General features: G+C 38.9%; 21 protein-coding genes. 8 read left to right on the top strand and 13 right to left on the bottom strand.

The features are described 5' to 3' along the window. Positions 1-14 precede the first annotated feature (14 nt). The 3 genes from ACFQWC_RS04790 to ACFQWC_RS04780 are packed head-to-tail and all read left to right on the top strand — an operon-like array spanning position 15 to position 3,790. The gene (locus ACFQWC_RS04790; RefSeq protein ID WP_299737427.1) at positions 15-1,529 is read left to right on the top strand and encodes a spore germination protein; all 1,515 of its coding nucleotides are present in this window, start codon (positions 15-17) and stop codon (positions 1,527-1,529) included. Positions 1,530-1,541: 12 nt separating this feature from the next. Beyond that, entirely contained in the window at positions 1,542-2,654 is a 1,113-nt protein-coding gene (locus ACFQWC_RS04785; protein WP_377106273.1) for a GerAB/ArcD/ProY family transporter, read from the top strand. Beyond that, on the top strand, positions 2,651-3,790 hold the full coding sequence (locus ACFQWC_RS04780) for a Ger(x)C family spore germination protein (RefSeq protein WP_377106271.1): 1,140 nt from the start codon (positions 2,651-2,653) through the stop codon (positions 3,788-3,790). Before ACFQWC_RS04785 ends, ACFQWC_RS04780 begins: the two co-directional genes overlap by 4 nt. 37 nt (positions 3,791-3,827) lie before the next feature. Here ACFQWC_RS04780 and ACFQWC_RS04775 read toward each other — a convergent pair whose 3' ends face one another. Continuing rightward, complete coding sequence (locus ACFQWC_RS04775) at positions 3,828-4,178, bottom strand: DUF1033 family protein (RefSeq protein WP_299737433.1); 351 nt, start codon at positions 4,176-4,178, stop codon at positions 3,828-3,830. A gap of 171 nt (positions 4,179-4,349) precedes the next feature. Here ACFQWC_RS04775 and ACFQWC_RS04770 point away from each other — a divergent pair, with 171 nt between their 5' ends. Continuing rightward, positions 4,350-4,805 (top strand): cupredoxin domain-containing protein, encoded by a 456-nt coding sequence (locus tag ACFQWC_RS04770; protein ID WP_299737435.1) that lies wholly within the window; start codon positions 4,350-4,352, stop codon positions 4,803-4,805. 65 nt (positions 4,806-4,870) lie between these two features. On the opposite strand, the gene ACFQWC_RS04765 is transcribed toward ACFQWC_RS04770, so the two are convergent. Together ACFQWC_RS04765 and ACFQWC_RS04760 are read right to left on the bottom strand one after the other, a co-directional pair. Next, entirely contained in the window at positions 4,871-5,230 is a 360-nt protein-coding gene (locus ACFQWC_RS04765; protein ID WP_299737437.1) for a fluoride efflux transporter FluC, read from the bottom strand. Next, on the bottom strand, positions 5,220-5,597 hold the full coding sequence (locus ACFQWC_RS04760; protein WP_299737439.1) for a fluoride efflux transporter FluC: 378 nt from the start codon (positions 5,595-5,597) through the stop codon (positions 5,220-5,222). Before ACFQWC_RS04760 ends, ACFQWC_RS04765 begins: the two co-directional genes overlap by 11 nt. Positions 5,598-6,104: 507 nt before the next feature. On the opposite strand from ACFQWC_RS04760, the gene yidC reads away from it, so the two are divergent. Further along, positions 6,105-6,845: a membrane protein insertase YidC gene (gene yidC / locus ACFQWC_RS04755; RefSeq protein ID WP_377107240.1), complete on the top strand. Its 741-nt coding sequence runs from the start codon at positions 6,105-6,107 to the stop codon at positions 6,843-6,845. 52 nt (positions 6,846-6,897) lie between these two features. Here the strand turns inward: yidC and ACFQWC_RS04750 are convergent, their stop codons facing one another. Further along, positions 6,898-8,076 (bottom strand): D-alanyl-D-alanine carboxypeptidase family protein, encoded by a 1,179-nt coding sequence (locus ACFQWC_RS04750; RefSeq protein ID WP_341356465.1) that lies wholly within the window; start codon positions 8,074-8,076, stop codon positions 6,898-6,900. A gap of 255 nt (positions 8,077-8,331) precedes the next feature. On the opposite strand from ACFQWC_RS04750, the gene ACFQWC_RS04745 reads away from it, so the two are divergent. Both ACFQWC_RS04745 and ACFQWC_RS04740 read left to right on the top strand, forming a co-directional pair. Beyond that, entirely contained in the window at positions 8,332-8,961 is a 630-nt protein-coding gene (locus ACFQWC_RS04745) for a 5-bromo-4-chloroindolyl phosphate hydrolysis family protein (RefSeq protein WP_341356466.1), read from the top strand. 14 nt (positions 8,962-8,975) lie between these two features. Further along, positions 8,976-10,112 carry a toxic anion resistance protein gene (locus ACFQWC_RS04740; RefSeq protein WP_299737445.1) on the top strand — a complete coding sequence of 379 codons (1,137 nt, stop codon included), beginning with the start codon at positions 8,976-8,978 and terminating at the stop codon, positions 10,110-10,112. A gap of 70 nt (positions 10,113-10,182) precedes the next feature. On the opposite strand, the gene ACFQWC_RS04735 is transcribed toward ACFQWC_RS04740, so the two are convergent. The 5 genes from ACFQWC_RS04735 to ACFQWC_RS04715 all read right to left on the bottom strand — a co-directional run bounded on the left by ACFQWC_RS04735 (position 10,183) and on the right by ACFQWC_RS04715 (position 16,437). After that, positions 10,183-11,757, bottom strand: a complete 1,575-nt coding sequence (locus ACFQWC_RS04735) for a cation:proton antiporter (protein WP_299737447.1) — start codon at positions 11,755-11,757, stop codon at positions 10,183-10,185. A gap of 499 nt (positions 11,758-12,256) precedes the next feature. Then, complete coding sequence (locus ACFQWC_RS04730; RefSeq protein WP_377106266.1) at positions 12,257-14,176, bottom strand: vWA domain-containing protein; 1,920 nt, start codon at positions 14,174-14,176, stop codon at positions 12,257-12,259. A 10-nt stretch (positions 14,177-14,186) separates the two neighbouring features. After that, complete coding sequence (locus tag ACFQWC_RS04725; protein WP_341356468.1) at positions 14,187-15,068, bottom strand: ATP-binding protein; 882 nt, start codon at positions 15,066-15,068, stop codon at positions 14,187-14,189. Between the two features lie 170 nt (positions 15,069-15,238). Beyond that, the gene (locus tag ACFQWC_RS04720) at positions 15,239-16,144 is read right to left on the bottom strand and encodes a GNAT family N-acetyltransferase (protein ID WP_377106263.1); all 906 of its coding nucleotides are present in this window, start codon (positions 16,142-16,144) and stop codon (positions 15,239-15,241) included. A gap of 89 nt (positions 16,145-16,233) precedes the next feature. After that, positions 16,234-16,437: a DUF6501 family protein gene (locus tag ACFQWC_RS04715; protein WP_148971115.1), complete on the bottom strand. Its 204-nt coding sequence runs from the start codon at positions 16,435-16,437 to the stop codon at positions 16,234-16,236. A 162-nt stretch (positions 16,438-16,599) separates the two neighbouring features. Between ACFQWC_RS04715 and ACFQWC_RS04710 the strand changes: the two genes are divergently transcribed. Then, positions 16,600-16,935: a hypothetical protein gene (locus tag ACFQWC_RS04710; protein ID WP_299737460.1), complete on the top strand. Its 336-nt coding sequence runs from the start codon at positions 16,600-16,602 to the stop codon at positions 16,933-16,935. 38 nt (positions 16,936-16,973) lie between these two features. On the opposite strand, the gene ACFQWC_RS04705 is transcribed toward ACFQWC_RS04710, so the two are convergent. The 4 genes from ACFQWC_RS04705 to ACFQWC_RS04690 form a co-directional block, all read right to left on the bottom strand. Then, the gene (locus ACFQWC_RS04705; protein ID WP_299737463.1) at positions 16,974-17,600 is read right to left on the bottom strand and encodes a DedA family protein; all 627 of its coding nucleotides are present in this window, start codon (positions 17,598-17,600) and stop codon (positions 16,974-16,976) included. Positions 17,601-17,627: 27 nt separating this feature from the next. After that, the gene (locus tag ACFQWC_RS04700; RefSeq protein WP_377106260.1) at positions 17,628-18,458 is read right to left on the bottom strand and encodes a GNAT family N-acetyltransferase; all 831 of its coding nucleotides are present in this window, start codon (positions 18,456-18,458) and stop codon (positions 17,628-17,630) included. A gap of 30 nt (positions 18,459-18,488) precedes the next feature. Next, entirely contained in the window at positions 18,489-19,367 is an 879-nt protein-coding gene (locus ACFQWC_RS04695) for a gamma-glutamylcyclotransferase family protein (RefSeq protein WP_341356469.1), read from the bottom strand. A gap of 187 nt (positions 19,368-19,554) precedes the next feature. Next, complete coding sequence (locus tag ACFQWC_RS04690; RefSeq protein WP_377107238.1) at positions 19,555-21,192, bottom strand: AMP-binding protein; 1,638 nt, start codon at positions 21,190-21,192, stop codon at positions 19,555-19,557. Between the last annotated feature and the right edge of the window lie 224 nt (positions 21,193-21,416).

Here is a 21,416-nt window from a genome sequence, read left to right as displayed (position 1 = left end):
GGGTGTTGAATTCTGTGTTTAGACGGAGAGAAGTAAAAAAGGATATTGATAACGGGTCCCCCCATAGCTTTGATATAGAAACGTTTCACAAAGAAGTACTCACCTTGGTTAGCAATAGTGAGGATTTAGTTTTTAGAATCATTACGATCGGCGAACAGAAACTCGCCGTGGTTTACTTTGATGACCTGATCAATACAACATCGATGCAGGATAGTATTATCAGACCACTTGAGGAAACTTCAGGAGAGCTTAATTATCATGTCATCCAAGATACGATTAATATTGCGAAACTTACACAGACGAATCAAATTAACGACGTTATAGACAACTTAGTAAATGGAACGGCCTATATTTTTAAACAAGGCGATACTCACGGAATTTTAGCGGATGTAGCTGATAAAGGAACAAGGGCCTTGGAAAAAGCTGAAACAGAATCCCTTGTGTTTGGTCCTAAAATTTCTTTTACAGAATCCATTACGAAGAATTTGAATTTAATTCGTTCTAATATTAACGATCCTAAACTATGCGTGGAAACCTTCATGATTGGATCAAGAGCGAAGAAAAAAGTTCAAATGGTATACATAAAGGACATTGCGGAAGAAGAGAACGTAAATACGTTTAGACAGCGTATTACGGAAATTGAAGTCGATAGTATAGTGGATTCCACAGTGCTCGCTCAAATGATAGAAGATAATTCATTTACATTCTTCCCGCAATTTATAACGACTGAGCTGCCGGACCGCTGTAGCATCTCACTTCTTCATGGAAAGATCTGTTTACTTGTCGATCGCAGTCCTACAGCGATCATCGGACCATCCACGTTTATGAATTTCTTTGAATCCACGGAAGACATTTATATGAGATGGAATATGGGTACGTTTTTAAGATTGATTCGCTTTGTCGCCATTTTTTTCTCGATTCTTTTAACACCGGCATATGTGGCGGTCTTGACGTTTCATTACGAGGTCATTCCCTCTGCTCTCCTTGTTTCTCTGGGACAGTCAAGATCTAACGTTCCATTTCCTCCCGTGTTCGAGGCAATTTTATTGGAATTCATCATTGAGCTCCTGAGAGAGGCGGGAGCTAGATTACCAACAAAGGTTGGGCAAACCATGGGGATCGTAGGTGGTATCGTCATCGGTCAAGCGTCAGTGCAAGCAGGATTCACGAGTAACATTTTGATTATTATCATCGCGATATCCGCTTTGGGTTCGTTCACTGCTCCGAGTTATGCAATCGGTACAGCCGTGAGAATCATCCGTTTCCCGATCATCATCATGGCGGGGTTATACGGGGGTGTGGGAATCATGTTTTGCTTCTGTTTTATTCTCATTCACTTATTGAAAGTGACAACATTGGGCAGACCTTATCTATCACCCATTTACCCATTTAGGTTTGCAGACTTCAAATACAGTCTATTCCGCTTACCTTATCAGTATTTAGTCCAACGTCCGATTTCCAACCACCCCATAGATCAGGGAAGAATCCCTGAGAAGAAAGCAAAAGAGAAGAAAGACGTTGATGAGTAAAGGATGAAATGTATGAATATTAATGTGAATCCAAAGGAACGGTTAATGTTTAATGCCTTCTTGATAATGTTTATCGTACACACAGCCCAAACCGGAGTCGGAATTGCAGGACTACCCAGGGTCATTTACATGGAGGCAAACAGGGACGCATGGATTTCTGTTCTATTAGCTGGAATTCTCGTTTCGTTCGTTCTATTTCTCATGGTAAAAACGCTTGAAACATACGACAGTACCGATTTGTACGGTATCCATATGGATATTTATGGTAAATGGATCAGCAAAGGAATTAACGTTCTTTATATTGGATATTATCTCAGTGTCACATACGTGATTTTAATGAACTATATCGAGATGGTCCAGGCATGGATATTCCCTAAAATGCCTACATGGCTCTTGATGGGGTTATTGATTTTTTTAATGGTTTATAGTGTGTTGGGGGGGATCCGGGTTGTGGTCGGTATTGCCTTTTTAGGGCTCATCTTTGCCTTCTGGTTAATCTTTATGATCTACACCCCTATTAAATATCTGGACTTCAATCATCTTCTACCTGTTTTAACATCTTCCCCCAAAGAAATAATGATGGGTATATATAAATCAAGCTTTACCCTTATTGGCTTTGAATTGGTGTTATTTGTGTACCCTTACATCAAGGAAAAGAAAAAAGTACTAAAATATGGCCTGATTGGTGCAGGATATTCCACTTTTCTCTTTACGATTGTGACCGTTGTCAGTATCGGGTTTTTCTCAGAAGATGCCCTTTTAAAGACCATCTGGCCAGTCCTGTCCATGTTCAAGATATTGAGGATCCCAAACTTGGAGCGATTTGAATTCATTGCCGTCTCTTTCTGGATGCTGGTCATCCTTCCAAACATTTGTCTCTATTTTTGGACAGCTTCAAGAGGAATGAAAAGAGTATTTAATGTTTCTCAAAAAAAATCCATTTACCTTTTCGCCATCCTGCTATGGCTATTATCCCTATGCGTGCAGAATCGTCTCACGATGAATGTCATTACAGACAAAGTTGGGACCTCCAGTTTTATTCTTTCCCTTGTCTATCCCTGCCTCTTATTCATACTGGTTAAATTGAAATACATTAGTAAGAAAGAAAAGGGTGTAGATGTATGATTAAAACCATCATGCTTCTTCTGCTTTGTCTTTGTACTTGTTTCTTAAGCAGCTGTGTGGAGTCAAAATATTTAGAAAAACTGGGATTGATTACAGCCGTTGGATATGATCAGGCTGAAGATGAGAAAATAACCGGCACAATGGTCCTGTATCAGTTTAACCCGGCAATGCAGGACGTTGAAAAGGTACTGATTAGTAAATCTAAGACCAGTAAAGGAATCCGTCTGTCGCAGAATTTAGAAACCGATCATAAGCTTGTTTCCGGTCAGTTAAGGATTACTGTTTACGGAAGGGAGCTTGCGGAAAAAGGGATTTCCCACTTAGTTGATACGTTGGAAAGGGATTCTTCCATTGGGAATATGGTGTACTTAACAATTGCTGATACGACTGCCGAACAAATCCTGAATTATCAAATGACGGAAAGACCTTCGAATATGGGGACGTACTTATATAACTTGGTCAGGCAAAATGTTGAATCGGAGACACTTGTTTCACCGACACTTCAAGAATTCGTCACTGATTACGGCAGTGTTGGCAAAGACCCCATGCTGCCATTGCTAAAGGCATCAGACGGGAAGGTTGGAATAGATGGCTTCGCATTATTTACACGGGATAAATTCATTAAAGAGATAAAAAAAGACAAGATTTTTTTTATTCGATCTCTTATGGAAGATTACGATGCCGGTAGCGTCGAAGTGGAACTGCCATTAGAAAAGTTCAAACCTTACTTGACAAGTCCTCATCTTGGACAAGAAAAAGATAAGGTTTATATTATGATTGATAGTATCGAATCATCCCATAAGATAAAAACAAAGAAAAAAGCAACACCAACCTTTGAAGTGAAATTGAATATCGAATCACGTTTACTTGAAATGTCTGAAGAAATGAAGTTGTCAGACCCAAAAGCGTTAAGCTTACTTGAAGATGAGATTGGGGATTATATCGAAAAGAACATTAAAGAAATTATCTTGATGCTTCAAGAGGAAGGCACTGATCCGATTGGATTTGGTATGGAGTATAAAAGTATAAGGGGGAACGAAGATTTATCGAGGGAAAAGTGGGATAAGCTGTACAAGGATGCTTCTTTTCATGTGAAAGTAGAAAATAAAATCATACGAACAGGAGTGATTGATTAAACCTTAGGGTCCATCCAATAAAGATGGACCTATTATATTATTCCTCTGTAACTCGATCTGTAATTTCGTTGATGACGGACTCACTCTTGATTTCCATCGGTTGGCCATTTTCGAAAATAATCAATCCGTAATAGACCTGCAGATCATCGTCACACGCTTCACAAAAAAACATTTCACCTGGGTCCCAAAACGCAATTGAGTGCATCCTCTTACTTTTTGACTTACGATGGCTTTTACTAAGGCTCCTCATTTCCTCAAGAAACCTTTCGATTGCTTCATCCCTGTTATTAAACGTCCACTCTTGAACAATATCTTTTTCCCAGCCTTCAAAAAACCACCAAGGCTCTGCATCACTTTTTGTTGTCATGACTCTCCATATATTATTCAATGCTTCACCCTCCTTTTTTCCATGACCAAATTGTACATAAAATATGAACGAAAGAAAAATATTTAAATCATGCTACTCTAAATTATTGACAAGTCCCCCCATGTACAAGCATACGATTATTAGAAAAGACCTATGTTGATCAAAGCAAGTTATAAAAGGGAGGAAAAACATTTGAATTTTATTGTTTTGAAGAAAGGCTCCATCATCGCCGTGTTGGTTACAATTATGATCATTACAGTCGGAACGATATGGACATTATCCTCTAAAAACTCCTATCCTACCGTTTCATTATCAGATAATACGGGTGAGAAACAAGTCATTCAGCTTGTCACAGGGGAATTCAAATCAGAAACACCTGGGGGAAAAGAAATAGAAGCTTATCGATGGGATCCGGGTACGATTGTAGTTGAAAAAGATCATCCTGTGGAATTGCGCATTTATGGTGTTAACGGTATGGAACACCCGTTCTATATCGAGGGAACCGATATTAAAGGTACAGTGAAAAAAGGGGAAGAAACCGTTGTAAATGTGTCGTTTTCAAAAGAGGGGACGTATAGACTGATTTGTGAAACACATGAGACCATTGATCGTAACGGTCCAATGATCGCGTATATAGTAGTTGATTAATGTATGAATTGTGGGTACTCTAACATGGAAGTTAGCCACTTGGGGATCTTGGGCATGGCATCCTATTACAATGCCATGCCCATTGCATACCCTGCCGCTCCCAATACGACCCCAATGAGATAACTTGCGAAAAAATAAAACAGACCCATTTTTGTATTTTCCTGGAGAAGTCTCAATATCTCCCAGTTTAAGGTTGAAAAGGTAGTAAATGCTCCACACACTCCGATCCCGAAAAAAAACATAACATTCTCTTCAGCACCTCTTCCAACCAGAAGTCCCAAAAGTAAAGAGCCAACTCCATTAACCAACAGAGTCGCTTTCGGAAATCGCGAACTACTGCATCGCTTAACGACGTTCGCAACTATAAACCGTCCGATTGCCCCAACACTCCCCCCTAATGCGATCAACAAAATGCTAACTCCCATGACCGATCACCCTCCCTTTCCTTCCAGAGACAAAGCCCAAACATGCAAAAAGCATCCCTCCAAAAGAAGTAATGGTCATATATAAGAAAATCATGCCCCATTGCTCTTGCAAGAAAAAGGTGACCAACTCGATACTAAGTGTCGAAAAAGTTGTAAAAGAGCCCAGGAACCCTGTTGCAATAAGTAAATACGATTTTTCATATTTAGAAGACCATCGACAATAGAAAAAGGCTAATAGAAAGCTTCCCAGGAGATTCGCCGTTAGTGTCGCGAACGGTAGCCCATTTTGAATGGTCCAAAGATAACTGATTCCCCACCTGCAAAAACTTCCCAACGCTCCACCGATCCCCACTAGTAAATATTTCATTCTGTATAACATCCCTATTTTTTATGATTATTTTTTGGTGAAACCTATTGTTCACAATTTCGTATATACAATTACCATAGTTTCTTTTTCCATTTGGGAGTATACTTTAACTGGAACAGAGTTAATGCTTTAACAATTATATTGATCAGTAAATTAAAGGAGTCTTCTCCATTGACATTTATCATTATACAAGACTTATTAGATTTTTACTTAAGTCCATTACATTTTAGTATAGTATTACTATTTATCTTCGCTTTGATTTGGGAGCACTTACCTGGCACATTTCATCTTTACGTACGACCCTATGATAAGAAAGTTGAAGGACAAAATTTTATCGCAAAGTGCGTTGCAGCTAATGAAATTATTCCTATCGGGATCCGGTTCATTACATGCATGAAATTTCAATTCTACCATACCGATAATGACGAAGAATCCTCTTCTGTTTGCTTATAACCAGCAAGCATTTATACAGAGGAGGAATTATCATTGAGAAAAATTTCATTCATCATGCTCTTGTCACTATTCACTCTAACAGGGTGTCAAAGTGCAACAACTGAAGGAGCGTTCTTTCACGACTATCTTGTTAACCCATTTTCGTTTCTCATTCATGAAATAGGTACCTTCCTGGGTGGAAACTTTGGTCTTGCGATCATTGTCATTACCCTTCTTATTCGTCTCGTTCTTCTTCCTTTTATGCTTAAAACGTATAAGAATCAACAGGATATGAAAGGAAAAATGGCATTAATCAAACCGGAGATGACGCAAATCCAAAAGAACATAAAAGAAGCGAAAAATAAAGATGAACAGAAGAAGCTTCAGCAAGAAATGATGTTGCTTTACCAAAAACATGGAGTGAATCCTCTTAATATGGGATGTTTACCCTTATTCATTCAAACCCCCATATTGATTGGGTTATACTATGCGATTCGGTCATCATCTGAAATTGCAAGCCACTCCTTTCTATGGTTTAATTTGGGACAGCCGGACTATATAATGGCCATCATCGCTGGTGTTGTGTATTTAGCCCAAGCTCGGGTATCCTTGATGAATGTTCCTGCAGAACAGCTTGCCCAAATGAAAATAATGAGTTACCTTTCACCCATTATGATCTTTATTTTTTCAGTTAATGCGCCAGCTGCCTTACCACTGTATTGGACTATCGGAGGGGCATTCCTCCTATTACAAACGCTGATTGGTAAGACTCTTTATCATCATCAACCATCTTTAGAAAAACAAGAAAGTCAATGAAAAAAGGGAGCCCTCAAGCTCCCTTTTTTACAATTATAAATGATGGATAGGATTATTTTTTGACAGATCCTTTTCTGAAAATGGATATTCCCACAATGAACAGCAGGATCATGTAAATAAATAACGGATAAAACAGAGTTTGTTGACGTAATTCATCTCCGTAAAACACTCCTGTACTTTCTGTTGAAGCAACTGCGTTTTTGTGTTTTACAGAAGAGTTCATCACAGGATTCAGCTTGGTTGAAACTATTTTTTCTTTATCTTCGTTATAAAGGGTTAAAACGCCATTACGATCCAGGGCCTCAGTAAATTTTCCATTCGCAGGCTGAGTATATTGGAAATTCTCTTTAAGCAGAAAGGATGTATCCTCATATTGAAAGGCTGTTTCCTTTGGAATATAGCTTCGAATGAAGTTACTTAGTCCATAATCAAGTAGCTTTGTGGTATCTGAATAAATGGCTCTTTTTGACTGAGCCTTCATCGTAACAACTACTATAGAAAGGTCTTCATTTTCAGCTGAAGTAACAAGGGTATGCTGGGATTCATTGATAAACCCGTTCTTCCCTCCGGTCACTTCAGGATAGAGAAGCTCTCCTTTCACCATTTTGTGATGATTATAAAGAGTTGTATTCCACCCCTCAGTCGACCAATCGATGGACTTTAAACTAAATAACTCTTGAAATTGTTTGTTCTTTAAGGCGTAGCTTGTAATCAAGGCCATGTCATATGCCGTGGTATAGTGATTCTCCCCGTACAGTCCATGAGGATTCTCAAAGTGTGTATTCTCTACACCTGCCTCCTCCTTTAAATAGACGTTTAATTTATTCGCAAACTGCTGTACGGACCCTTCCGTATGCTCAGCGATGGCCACCGCTGCATCATTTCCGGAGTTAACCATCAGTCCTTGAAGCAGCTGCTTCAAGGACACTTTCTCTCCGGCTTCCAAATACACTGTGGATCCTTCCGTATTACTTGCCTTCTCACTGATTTCGACTTGATCATTGAGATTCGCATGCTCAATGGCATAAATAGCTGTTGCTATTTTGGTGATACTTGCAGGATTCATTCGTTTATTGGAGTTTTCAGAATACAAAACACTCTTTGTTTTAGAATCTATAATAATAGCCGAATCGCTAAATAAATCTTTAGGTTTTTTTACATTATTTTCTTGAGCTGATACGATAGATGTAGAAAAGCAGAAGAAGATCAGCACAATGAACCATTTTTTCATATATCCACACACCTGTCTTGTCAATGTACTAACCCATTCTACCAAAAATATATTTCTTTTAATCATGAATGTGAGAAATGTTAAGAAATTGAAAGAATGATGTAAATTCCTGTCATCCATTTCGGCCTGTATAGATAAAAAGGGGACAAAATTTCCATTTCACCTTCAATTACAATAAAATAAGAGTATGATATGAAACCTTTTTGCACATTTAATCGTATTTAAACTAAGCATCTTTATTAAGGGGTAGATGAAATGAATACATTTCTTCAATTTTTAGTACGAACCGTCATCTCATTCAGTATAGGGACCAGTAGTTTTATCGCCTACTTACTCCTATTTGACTTAGGATTCCCTCTAACATTCTTATCAAGCCTCGGTACAGGGATTCTCTTTTTCTTTGTTGTAAAGGGGCTGCAAAAGAGATGGTGGCTAAATAAAAATGGCCTTTCCTCACAGGAATTTCGATATATTAACAAGAATTTAAAAGAGGCGAAAGAAAAAGTTAACCGCCTTCAAAAACAACAATTGAAGGTCAGATCTCTGGGAGCCTTCAAACAAATTCTGGAACTGAACCGATTGAGCAGAAGAATTTATCAACTCGTAAAGAAAGAGCCAAAAAGATTCTTTTCAGCTGAATCATTTTTCTTCTATCACCTGGATTCCGTTGTTGAAATCACCGAAAAATATACGTTTCTTGCTGCTCAACCCGGCAAAAACAAAGAAACATTCTTATCACTACAACAAACACGTACGACTCTGGATGATTTGACAGGGTCATTGGAAAAAGACCTGCAAAATGTATTGGCTAATGATATGGATACATTAAAGTTTGAACTAAACTTTGCCAATCAACATCTATCTAATAAAAAAGAATTAAAATAAATTTCGGAGGTTTTATGATGGAGCATCGAAATGAACAATCTGAACTGGATTTGCTGCTTTCCAACCCGTTTGGGGAGGAAGTTCAGGCCGTCAAAGAGCAATCTCCTTTGCTACTTGACCGATTACCTAAAGAACAACAGGAAAAAGCAAAGCAACTGGCCGCTCAGATCGACTATAAAGACTATGAAGCCATTCTAAAATACGGAACAGCCGCTCAATCACAATTATCGAATTTTTCTCACTCAATGCTTGATCATGTCCAGAAACGGGATATTGGGCCGATCGGGGATGTCTTAAGTGATTTAATGAAGAAGCTCGAGCAAATGAATCCTGATGAGCTGAATACTAAACAAAAAGGTGTGTTTAAGAAACTATTTCGAAAGGTTTCTTCTTCTCTGCAGGAGGTTCTTTCTAAGTATCAAAAGATTGGATCCCAAATTGATCGGATTTCAGTCAGACTTGAGCACTCCAAAAAAACCTTACTCGATGATAACCGGTTGTTGGAAACTTTGTATGAAAAAAATAAAGACTATTTCCAAGCACTGAATATGTACATTGCAGCAGCTGAAATTAAACGTGAAGAGATTCAACATACACTGCTTCCTTCATTACGCAAGAAAGCGGAAGAAACGGATGACGAGTTGATTTATCAGGAAGTCAATGATACGATGCAGTTTCTAGATCGATTGGATAAGCGTATTCATGATTTAAAGCTGAGTAGACAAATGACCATTCAGTCTGCCCCTCAAATACGCTTAATTCAAAATACGAACCAGGCACTGGCAGAAAAAATACAGGCATCAGTACTCACAGCCATTCCTCTTTGGAAGAATCAAATTGCCATAGCCCTGACTCTTTTGAATCAGCAAAAGGCTGTAGCCGCTCAGAAACAGGTTTCACGTACGACCAATGAACTCCTTCTAAAAAACTCAGAGATGCTTAAAACGAATAGCATTGAAACAGCAAAAGAAAATGAACGAGGAATCATTGATATTGAAACGTTAAAGAAAACACAAGAAAACCTTATTTCCACCATTGAAGAAACCTTGGCCATACAAGCAGAAGGACGCCAGAAACGTCAGCAGGCAGAGCAGGAAATGGTCTCGATGGAACACGACTTAAAACAAAAACTTATTGAAATCAGAAAGTGAAAGAGGAGCCGATTTGGCCCCTCTTTTACTTTTTTATTTATATATTATGAGCCCAAACCAACACCTTCTGCTATTTCTCCTCATTGTGAACAATGCTATCCGTTATTGCATCATACTCCTTTTCCGCGATGGAGCTTGTGATGATTTCTTCTTTTTCCAGTTTCGCAACCGCCTCATATTCGGCGTATAGCGCGTGTTTTCTCAGTGTCGTTAGCTGATCTGCTTTTATTACTGGATTTCTTTTGAATAAATCATCCAATTGAGCTTTTAACATGTCAATTCTTTTGGTATACATATCGATAAGCTCATTTGATACAGGGTCTGTAATATAAAGCTTTTGTTTAACGCGATGGATTTCTCCAATGGCTGTTTCATATCTGTGGAGCTGGCTGAGCAATTTTTCAAATTCCACATGTCCCTCTTCTTTCGGTTTAATCCCTAATACATTGATCAATGGTTTGATTGTTAATCCTTGGATGACAAGGCTGAATAATACCACACTAAATCCAAGAATTAAGACGTCTTCTCTTCCTGGAAAATCTCTCGGAAGGCTGAGGACCAAGGCGATTGATAACGATCCTTTCAAGCCACCCCAATTCAAAATATGCTTCCATTTGTGAGGGAAGTTCCCGATGAGAGATAAACTTGTATAGACTGCAATACTTCGTGCCACGAGTACTAATACAATGGCTGCAAAAATATACGGCCATTTCTCAACTAGGTCAATCCTTGTTATTTCAAGGCCGACCATTAAGAACACGAGGGAATTGGCCAATAACGCGGCTACATCCCAAAAACTATTAATGTTCAATTTGGTTGTAGGGCTCATACCGATTTTCCCGCCATAATTACCGAAAATAAGAGCTGCAATTACGACAGCGATAACACCTGAAGCATGGACGCTCTCTGCAAGGAGAAATGAACCATAAAACAAAATCACACTAAATATAATTTCCAACGGATAGTCATCGAAGTACTTCGTTAAAACGGAAAATGCATAACCGAGGGAACTTCCAATAATGACACCCAGGGATACTACCCGGATGAACTCCCAGACACCACTCCCAAGTCCGGCCCAGCCAGCATCAATATAGGATAGTAAATAATAAGCCGATATATTGAACAATACAACGGCTAAACCGTCATTAAATAAACTTTCGCCTTCAATGACAACCGCCAACCTCTTCTTAACTCCTACACTCTTGAATATGGATAGTACACTGACAGGGTCTGTCGCACTCATCAATGCCCCAAAAACAAATGCTGCCGGAATGGGAAAGTCAAAGAAGTAATACGCTGAAAAGCCGATAATTAAGAACGAAATGAATGTTCCTCCAAAAGCCAAGGCAATAATCGGCTCCTTGTTCGCACGCAGATGGGTGAAAGGCAGCTTCAAAGCTGCTTCACCCAAGAGCGCTGGTAGAAATAATGTGATAATGACAAAATTAAATACTTCTCCTTCAGTGATAAAATCCTTGAGGGGCTCCAGTACCGGTATATTGAATAACCCGATAAGGGCACCTACAATGACAAGGGCAATTGGATATGGCTGTTTGAATTTCTTGGCAATCGCCGTGATGCCTGCTGCGATCATCACTAAAATAAGTCCCAGTTCAAAAATATGGTGCATATCTAACTCATGCATAATCACCGTGACCTCCCTTTCTTTATCATTTTTTCCTCATCTCTTTATTTGTAATCTTCCCTTCGGCATGAATATGACTCACAATTGTATGCTTTTTTACCCAATAAAAAAGAATGACCATCTACGCTAAAGTAAGCATGGTCATTCTTCTATTATACATTTTTTTCCTCTTTTTTTTGAACTTAACGCATTTTTTCATTTACAGATTCTTTCTAAACCATGGAGGGGTATATTGTTTTGTGGTGTTTTTTCCTTGCTTCCATCCTTTTAGATTCAAAATGTGATTTATCCTGTGGTAATCATGGATCGCGGCATTCATATCAGAAATATTGTTCATCTTATCCACCCCTTTAATTTTATTACTTTCAGTATATTGCAGGTAAAGGGAATTCGAGTGAGATGGATGATTGATTTTGTTTCAGCCTCAGGACTGATTTGAATTCCTCCGCACCAAAAAAAGACGACTACATGTTTTACCATACAATCGTCTTCTTTTCATCTAAATACTTTTGTACAGAAGCTTTCGCAATAAAGGAAATAACACTTCAGGGAGTTCTTCTACATCTGAAACAAGAATGCTGTAATTCCCATATATGTTCTGAATGGTTTTTCTTTGCCCCTCATCTATCTCACCGTTCGCTAAAAAGACGTTGATGACTTCAATCCCTTGCTTTCTTGCATCTAAAACAGCTTCATGAGTATCAACGATCCCGTTCTGCTCATAATCCATCGCTGCCGGCTCACCATCTGAAAAGACAAGAAGGAATTTCTGTTTTTCGTTCCGTTTCAGAATCCGTTCTGTCATTAAACGGATGGCAAAGCCATCCCTATTATCTTCTTCAGGCTGTAGCTGCATGATCTCTGAACCACTGTTAGGTTTTAAGGATGAATAGAAATCCAGTACAGGATTCATATAATTTGGTTGACTGGTCTTTGTCGCCCTGTTCGTATCTTCCCAGAAGCCGACTACCTCATGTGGTACACGAACCGATTTTAATGATTCATGAAATAACGTAATCCCCTGCTTCGTTTGATCCATTTTGTCATACATCGAACCTGAACAATCTACCAATAATGAGAAAACAGCATCTATTTCAGATGAAGGGTTTTGCTTTTTATAGAAAAGTCTTGGGTTATCGTCTGTGATAAAGCGCAATAACTTTTTGTTCAGCCTGCCGAAGTGCAAATCACTCCTTGGCTGGATCCGCTTATGCTCCAATGTTTTCTCGATCATTTTCTGAAGCTTCTTTTGATAAGGAGCAATTATCCCTTTGTTAAGGTTATACAAGTGCTTGTCTTCAGGAGTAGGAATGGTTGGTGAAATAAAGTGAGGTACAGCAAAGCGATTGTCCTTTCCATACTCAGCTTTCCCACCACCAAGTTCATCTCTTTCTTGCTCCTGCGCTTTCACATTTTGGTACTGCTCCTGCTCCGTTTCTTTAGCTGAGCCCTGTACCATAGCCATTGCCTGGTCTCCATCATCTCCTTCACGGACACCTTCGCCCATAAGATCGGATTGAGACCCTTGATCTAAGTCAAACTGAAGGAATGACTCCCCTTTGTCACTCGTTTCCCGGTGCCAAGTTCGGAATTCTTCATCTATCACTTCTTCCTCCCCTGTGCTCTCTTCTTCCAACACATCCTGATTAGCAAGGGGATCTTTTCTTTTTAAATCGTCAAATGTTTCAGTAATCAATTCCTCCGAGTTATACACATCTTCAGGCAAATGGAAGTATTCATTTAACATATCTTTTTTAACAATCTCATCTATTACTTCTACCATTTCCAAGCAAATTCTTACCACATCTTTGGTGTTACGGGTTTCAAAGAAGCGGGTGATTTGCCGGTGCAAAAAGGGCATTGCTAAATCAATATCCTCATTTATCCTAACAGGTTCCTCTAATGGAGATTGTGCATGGAGAAGAAGGAATATTGAATTAAATAATGCATCTGTAAAAACACTTTTCGTAATGTTTACTTTAAGCTGTGCTTCGAAGTGCTGGCGATATAATTTTCTTCTCGTCTCAAAAGACTTCTTAGTTCCTGGACGCTTTGATTTACAGATTTCCTCTAAGCGAGCTTCTTCACCAATGACAAATAACTGCTTGGCAAACCGGGGAACAGAAGTTGCTTTCACCTTCTCAATATAATCGATAACATCATCGTTCGTGGTTTCATGCAGATTACCGATTGTCCTTAAATAAATATCACTTTTCAATCCATGTACTTCTTCTTCTTTTTTTCGGTGATCCCAAAAATGACTGACATAAACCGTTCCTTCTTTATAATCCAGATAAGAAAACGGTCCGTATTTCAAGTTCATATCGGCATTTTTGGAAAGTGTTTTCGTCAAATCAGCCATTTCCATTACTAAAAAAGAGTCTATGGTTTCATCATTAAATTGAATAAATCGATGCATTACAAGTCCCTCATTCAAATAAGGTTTCAGCTATATTTTGAATAGCCGCTTTTTCTCGTTCATCTTCCAGTTTATCAACGATTCCGCGTTGTATAGCCCTTTTTGCAGGCAAGTACACGGCTAAATCACAGGCATCCAATAGGGCACGTATGGAAGCCGCTTCCTCTGAAATTTGGCCGTTTTTCACTTGAACCAATAAATCCGAAGACAAGTCTACAAATTGAGTAATAAGCTTAGAATCGGACAGCTTGCTTTGACTTTCAATCACAGTCTTTAATGTTTCCCCTTCTATATATGGCACATCGACTACGACAAAGCGATTTTTTAACGCTTCATTCAACGGGACTGTACCTACATATCCTTCATTAATGGCTGCTATTACACCGAATGAAGGGGCGGCTTTAACGACCTCTCCTGTAAATGGATTTGTTATACTTCTGCGGTAATCCAACACACCATTTAAGATCGGCAGCGTTTCAGGCTTGGCCATATTAATTTCATCAATATAGAGGAGATGACCATTTTTCATCGCTTGAATAACAGGTCCCTCGATGAATTCAATGGCGCTTCTTCCATCTTGTTCGCTGATTGTTTTATAACCTAATAACGCTTCTGCATCTAAATCAACCGAGCAGTTTATACTGTGCATCGGTTGAGAGAAGATGGAAGACAAGGTATCAGATAGCTTCGTTTTCCCTGAACCAGTGGGTCCCTTAAGGAGAAGATTTTTCCCTAATGACAGAGAGATGATACTATCTTCAATAATATAGTCTTCACTAGCTGTATATCCACCTTCTCCGATCAAAGGAGAATGCTCAGTAGAAGAGAATAATTGTTTCCTCTCATTTATTATATGTGTAACCGATTCTGGTAATAAACGTTCAACATTCATTTTATGACTTCCTTTCCATTTCACATACTAGACATTCTACATGTAATAACGCTTACACTGCAAAGGCTCTGCCTAATTTTGTTTTCAAAGCTTTTATCTTAGTTCTGGTTAAGTAACCAATTAATATTCCAAAATAAAAAAAACACCCTTAACCGGGTGTTTTTCAGCTTCTAAACTTCTAGATCATATCGAGTAAACCCCCGATATACGTACATTCCAGCTTTTTGATAAACGATGGTTGCATCTGTATAGCTATCACTGTCGACTGAAAGAGCTGCAGTTGTCATTCCCTTCTCTTTCAATTTTGAAAAAACATAATAGAGCAAATAGTGGGCGAGCCCTTTGCGACGCCACTTTTTGCGAATCCCTAAATGGGTGATTTCACCTAATTTTGTTTCAGCGTTAACCGTGCAAAAGGCAAAACCTACAAGGTTGTTTTCTTCTCTTAGTACAAACCAGAGAGTGGGATCAAATGAAGGACGAAGAAAACGCTTCTTAAATTCATCCAGGCTGGAGGGGTGATAATCAAAATGGTCTGAGAAGACCTCTTCAAACATTTTATAAAGACTCTCAGCTTCGGTATCGGGATTGAAACCAGAAATACAATAAGGTGGAGAAACTGTTGCAGCAGATAGATCTTCAAGGTCTTTTTTCATCTGAAACCAGTAACGAGTTGGTGTAAAGCCAGATTTCTCAAAGGCCTTTTTCTCTTTCTCAAGATTCGCAGATAGGATAATGGTTTTTGAGTCTGAATTCGTTTCTTTCTTTCTCCTGGCTGATGTAAAAAGCTCTTCTGCCAACTCACCTATATAAAGCTCCATATGATCGTTAGGAAGGGCAAGGATTAACGAAGGTAAACGGTGATCTTTTTCAGTAAGAATAGAGATAGCTACTAAATCTCCTCCATCCCAAAGCCCTCTTCGGTCAGCTTCAGGAATAGATTCTATCATTTCTTGAATATCAGCTTCACTCGTTTGAACCTCTCCATATACTTCCCTTTCATAACTCTTGAATAGGTTAATGAGAGATGGTTGGTCCTCCATAGAAATGATTCGCTTACTAAATGAGTGTTTCATTCTCTTATCCCCATTTGCACCATATTTTAATAGCCATCAAAAAAGCCGGTTTCTCCACATTAAAAAGAAACCAGCCAGAAAGAAGTGGCTTACACCTCTTCAAAGTACTCTTTGTAGAAGCCTCCCATTTTCCCACTTTCATCGATGACGAAATAATACTCTTCAGATTCGTTTTTCACATCGTATTCTTTACCAATGGTTAAAACATTTTCAACTGTATATTTCTTCGCATCCGTATGTACACATTTTACCTTTTTTCCGGTATTATTTTCCGTCCAGGTTTTGTGAATCAATACAATAACCTCCTTTTTGAAATGTACTATGCTAATAGTATATTCTTACAGAGCTATAAGTTCAACTACTATCTCATTTATCAGTTTTTATGTGAGACTATTACTTTCAACAAGAAAATATGGTATATTATAGGAGGGATTTGCAGGAGAGGTTCGATTAAGATGGTGAAAAGCGGATTAAAAAGAATGGGTATTTTTGCTTTTGTTTTGATGGTTTTTTACATGAGCACCAACCGGCCTAATGAAGAACAATTTTATTTATGGCTTCTAGATGAATACAATATTGAATGTCATGAATCTATAACTTGTACAAAGAAACTTGAGGGGAATACTTATTCAACTTTGATAGAAACAGGCTCAAATATTAAAAACGGTTACTTGCTATTTAACACAATCGGGAAAATATACGAGGATGAAAATGGCTCAAGAACCACAATTAAGGCATTGGGTGTATTTGGGAAGTATTTTACTATTATTAAGGATGAACAAGATAAATAGACTGATTAAAGGAGAAGTCATCTTTGATCAGTCTTTTCTTATTTTCGATAACGTACCTTTTTCCATTTCGAGGTATCAGGGGTTTTTTTCAAGGTAAAGACAATACTGTACACGATCACCCCGATGAATAACATGGAAAAAACGATTCCTGCCTTCACGCTCACTTCTTCCAGTAATCCCTGAAAACTTTTTGGAAAATACCTCCCAATCTGAAAATACACAAATCCCCAAACGAAAGCAGACGGAAGAGCATATAAGAGAAACTTCATGAAAGAAATCCCTTTGGACGTTCCGGCAATATAAGGCATGAATAATCGGATGCCTGGTATGAAATAGCTAAACGAAATGGCAAAGGGACCATACTTATTTATCCATTTTTCACCATTGTCAATGAGTTTCCTTGATTTATCTCCCTTCATAAATCGAGAAATTAATTTTGTTCCGAAATATCGGCCGTTTAAAAAGGCGAAGATTCCATAAGAGATCAATCCACTATACATAAAGAAAAAGGAGGTATAAGGGTTGAAATTTCTCCATTCAGATAAATATCCCGATAGTGCAGCAGCGAGTTCGTTTGGTACCGGTAATCCTAAAAAAACAATCCAGCTAAAAAGAAACATGGCGATATATCCAAATTGATCGACCAATTGAAGTAAAACATCCATCGTACCACCCCATTTCACACAAAGCGATTATTTTTTCTCACTTATCAAATCTGCCTGCGCTTTTCTATTCACTACCCAATATTGATAGGTTGAAAACGCTTGGAAGCCCAACCTCTTGAGAATAGGGGCAGAGTGTCCGACTCTCGCCTGACAGGTTACAAACCGACATTGCGCTCGTTTTGCCATTTCCAATCGATGGGCGACTAATGAAGAATATACGCCTCCATGCCTTGCTTCTTGGAGCACCCCTCCTCCATTGAGGTAAAGGACTTCATGATCACGGCTGAACCGATAATTTCCGTATCCAACAGGATGCCCCTCCTTATTGTAAGCTAATGAGAACCCACCATCCGGTCCCCATTTGCTCATAAACTCTTTTCTTTGTTTAAAGATGACCGGCTTGTCTTCTTCCCGATAACCCCATATGGAGGAACTGATTTCGACAAGATCATGAATGTGAAGGTCACTTTCAACAGTAATGACTTTATGAGCAGGTGAAGGGATGAAATGACCCTGTTTTAGATTAAATATCAACCCCTCATAACGCTCTTCCAGAAGACCATCGTGTGATAGGAGGAATTCCTCTTCCTGATCGATAAGTGGTTCCCTGATCCACATACTAAAGGATTCCTTACCATAAAACTCTTCAATCACCTTCCATTTCACCTGAAGTTCATTCATATTATTCACAATGAATTTAGGTACCTTATTAGCAAATACATTTTTCAACTGTTTATTTTTAATTGCAACGATTCCATCACTGTGTAAACTATCCACTTCACTCGGTATCAATCGATCTGGATAGTCCCAGTGATGGGATTCTATTGCTGTAAATAATAGATCATCACTTATCTTCATGACTTCACCTCCCGAAACTCTTTCGTGCATCTATTCTTCTTCGTTAAGAAGATTCTGCACCTGCTCTTCTGTCATCCCTATTCCAACTAATTGCTGCTGTAACTTTTCATGATAAGACTTGCTTACATGTGGTCTGCTGCCACGTAGAATCTCTTTTGCATAATGATCTGGGGGACAGGCTTCCTGACACTTATCTTTGACAATAAAGGTTAATACATCCTTGTAAAGCCTCCCACCAATTTGTATGTCGATGAAAGCTGCTCTATACCATCCAGGTGCCACCCCTTCTCTAGTGAACAAGTATTCCACTGCTTGTTGAGGGAGCTCATATACTACCCCTTCCATCGTTCCTCCATCCTCAATGATGTCTCCCCGGCCACCATCATGTACTCTAAAGAGATACTTCATAGAATATCCTTCTAGAACCCCTGCACCCAGACAGTCTTTAAAATGGTGATCTACCTGCGCTAATTTAAATCGCTCATCATCCATGCACGAACCATAGGCAAAATAAAGGATCCTATCAGGCTTTTCATTTAGAAACTGATGTACTTTCCAATCTCCTGAAGGAATTTCTTCTTGGAACAATTCTTCATTTTCAGAATAATAAACAAAAGCTTCCTGCGGTCCATTATCCGATTGTACAAGTTTAAGCTTACGTATATAAAGGTTGTCTTCTCGTTCTTCGATGAAATCCTCCAATTCATCCAACGGTGATAATATACTGGAGTCGATTTTATATAATTCGCCATAAGTGTTCCCGTTGCCTTCTTTCAGTGCGGGATATCCTCTTTTAGTATCGTAAAGAACACCTTCCACCCAAGCTTGTTCCCTAATCAATATGGCTTCCTTTAATAGAAAATGATTGATTTCGTGTTTTCTTAACGTCCCATAAACAAAAACGTACACAGATGACCCTCCAATTGTTTACATAATCATATTATTGTTAATATATTTATGAGTCTCTTCTTTTATTTTAGCAAAGAGTCTCTGAAATTTCAGTTATCTGATACTCTATTATACTTTTTATTTCCGCATGAAAAGGACATTCCCGAAGAATTGGGAATGTCCTTTTCGAGGAAGCGTTTTCAATTTGTTAATTACTTTTAGGCAGGGCTGCTTCTTTCGCCTGCTCTCTTAAGCGAAACTTTTGAATTTTCCCTGAAGCTGTCATTGGGTAGGAATCAGTGAACTCGATGTACCTTGGAATTTTATGACGGGATATCTTCCCTCTACAATATTCTCTGATCTCTTCTGGTGTTGCGGTTTGTCCTTCCTTCAAAATAATCCAGGCCATAACTTCTTCACCATAGACTTCATCAGGAATTCCAATGACTTGAACATCCAATACCTTTGGATGGGAATAAAGAAATTCTTCAATTTCTCTCGGATAAATATTCTCACCGCCTCGAATGATCATGTCTTTTAATCTTCCTGTAATCCTACAATAGCCGTGTTCATCCATGACCGCTAAGTCACCAGTATGCAGCCAACCTTCATGATCTATTGCAAGCCTTGTAGCCTCTTCATTCTTATAGTACCCTTTCATGACATGATACCCACGCGTACATAACTCCCCCTGAACACCATGGGGAACTTCCCGGCTCGATTCAGGCTCAACAATCTTCACCTCTACATTTGGCAAGGCTTTTCCAACCGTTTCCACCTTTAATTCAATCGGGTCATGGGTGCGCGTCTGCGTAATGACAGGGGAAGATTCGGTCTGACCATAGGCGATGGTTATCTCATCTGCCCCCATTTTGTCCATGACGCCCTTCATTACTTCAATCGGACAGTTACTACCGGCCATAATTCCAGTACGCAAATGGGAAAGATCGTATTGACCAAAGTCTGGGAGGTTTAACTCGGAAATAAACATGGTTGGCACCCCATGAAGGCCTGTACATTTTTCATCCTGCACCGTTTGGAGAACCTGCTTCGGATCGAATTCCTGAAGTGGAACCATAGTAGCCCCAACAGATACACATGCAAGTGTACCCAATACACATCCGAAGCAATGGAAGAATGGAACAGGAATACATAAACGGTCTTTGTTCGTCAATCTCATGCACCCGGCAATATTATAACCATTGTTTACGATATTAGAATGGGTAAGCATGACTCCTTTAGGAAATCCTGTCGTTCCTGACGTGTATTGCATATTGATGGCATCATCGGGGGAAAGGCTTGAAAGTCTTTCATCCAACTCACCTTCCTCAACATCATTCCCTCTATCCATAATATCCTGCCAGCTATATGTACCTGGATATGCATTCTCCCCTAAGACAATAACATTTTTCAAATAAGGAAGTTTTGAGCTCTCTAATTCTCCGGGCTTAGACGTTTTCAACTCAGGACAAATCTCATACACCATATCTATATAGGAAGCACCTCTGAACTCTTCCATCAAAATAATCGTTTTACTGTCAGATTGCTTTAATAAATATTCTAATTCAGCAGTACGATAATTAGTATTTACGGTTACTAGTACAGCTCCCATTTTCCCCGTCGAAAACTGACTTACTAACCACTCAGGAGTGTTAGAAGCCCATATCGCGATATGATCTCCTTTATTGATACCAAGATTCATAAACCCTTTTGCAGCTTGCCTGCACTGTTGGTTAAATTCATGATAGGACCATCTTAATCCTCTGTCTGCGTAGACAACCGCTTCAACCTCAGGCTGTAAACGAGCTTTTTCTTCGAGTAATTCACCTACAGTTGCATGTAAAATCTCCGACAAATGAATATCCCCCTTTATCTGTATTCATGTTAAGCCCGGAACATTTCAGTATATGTAGTCAAAGAGGTTAAAATTTCAGTTCCTTATGCGTGTAATATTATCACAAAAATTAAAATTTTCAAACTAATTAATCGTGATTTCCTTCTGACTTTTAATACTTAAAGGTAAATAGCCAATGGAGATAGTTAGATGACAAGTTTCAACAAGAACTGAAA

It is taken from the genome of Rossellomorea sp. GCM10028870 (assembly GCF_042666755.1).
In the GTDB taxonomy this organism is placed as follows: domain Bacteria; phylum Bacillota; class Bacilli; order Bacillales; family Bacillaceae_B; genus Rossellomorea.
The sequence above is the reverse complement of the archived record's forward strand: the minus strand, read 5'-3'. Positions and strand labels throughout refer to the sequence as shown.

Bases quoted from the DNA above. Each gene is read 5' to 3' on its own strand.
- ACFQWC_RS04785 (WP_377106273.1), top strand. From the start codon at position 1,542: ATGAATATTAATGTGAATCCAAAGGAACGGTTAATGTTTAATGCCTTC.
- ACFQWC_RS04780 (WP_377106271.1), top strand. From the start codon at position 2,651: ATGATTAAAACCATCATGCTTCTTCTGCTTTGTCTTTGTACTTGTTTC.
- ACFQWC_RS04765 (WP_299737437.1), bottom strand. From the start codon at position 5,230: ATGGGAGTTAGCATTTTGTTGATCGCATTAGGGGGGAGTGTTGGGGCA.
- ACFQWC_RS04760 (WP_299737439.1), bottom strand. From the start codon at position 5,597: ATGAAATATTTACTAGTGGGGATCGGTGGAGCGTTGGGAAGTTTTTGC.
- yidC (WP_377107240.1), top strand. From the start codon at position 6,105: ATGCTCTTGTCACTATTCACTCTAACAGGGTGTCAAAGTGCAACAACT.
- ACFQWC_RS04750 (WP_341356465.1), bottom strand. From the start codon at position 8,076: ATGAAAAAATGGTTCATTGTGCTGATCTTCTTCTGCTTTTCTACATCT.
- ACFQWC_RS04745 (WP_341356466.1), top strand. From the start codon at position 8,332: ATGAATACATTTCTTCAATTTTTAGTACGAACCGTCATCTCATTCAGT.
- ACFQWC_RS04740 (WP_299737445.1), top strand. From the start codon at position 8,976: ATGATGGAGCATCGAAATGAACAATCTGAACTGGATTTGCTGCTTTCC.
- ACFQWC_RS04735 (WP_299737447.1), bottom strand. From the start codon at position 11,757: ATGCATGAGTTAGATATGCACCATATTTTTGAACTGGGACTTATTTTA.
- ACFQWC_RS04730 (WP_377106266.1), bottom strand. From the start codon at position 14,176: ATGCATCGATTTATTCAATTTAATGATGAAACCATAGACTCTTTTTTA.
- ACFQWC_RS04725 (WP_341356468.1), bottom strand. From the start codon at position 15,068: ATGAATGTTGAACGTTTATTACCAGAATCGGTTACACATATAATAAAT.
- ACFQWC_RS04720 (WP_377106263.1), bottom strand. From the start codon at position 16,144: ATGAAACACTCATTTAGTAAGCGAATCATTTCTATGGAGGACCAACCA.
- ACFQWC_RS04710 (WP_299737460.1), top strand. From the start codon at position 16,600: ATGGTGAAAAGCGGATTAAAAAGAATGGGTATTTTTGCTTTTGTTTTG.
- ACFQWC_RS04705 (WP_299737463.1), bottom strand. From the start codon at position 17,600: ATGGATGTTTTACTTCAATTGGTCGATCAATTTGGATATATCGCCATG.
- ACFQWC_RS04700 (WP_377106260.1), bottom strand. From the start codon at position 18,458: ATGAAGATAAGTGATGATCTATTATTTACAGCAATAGAATCCCATCAC.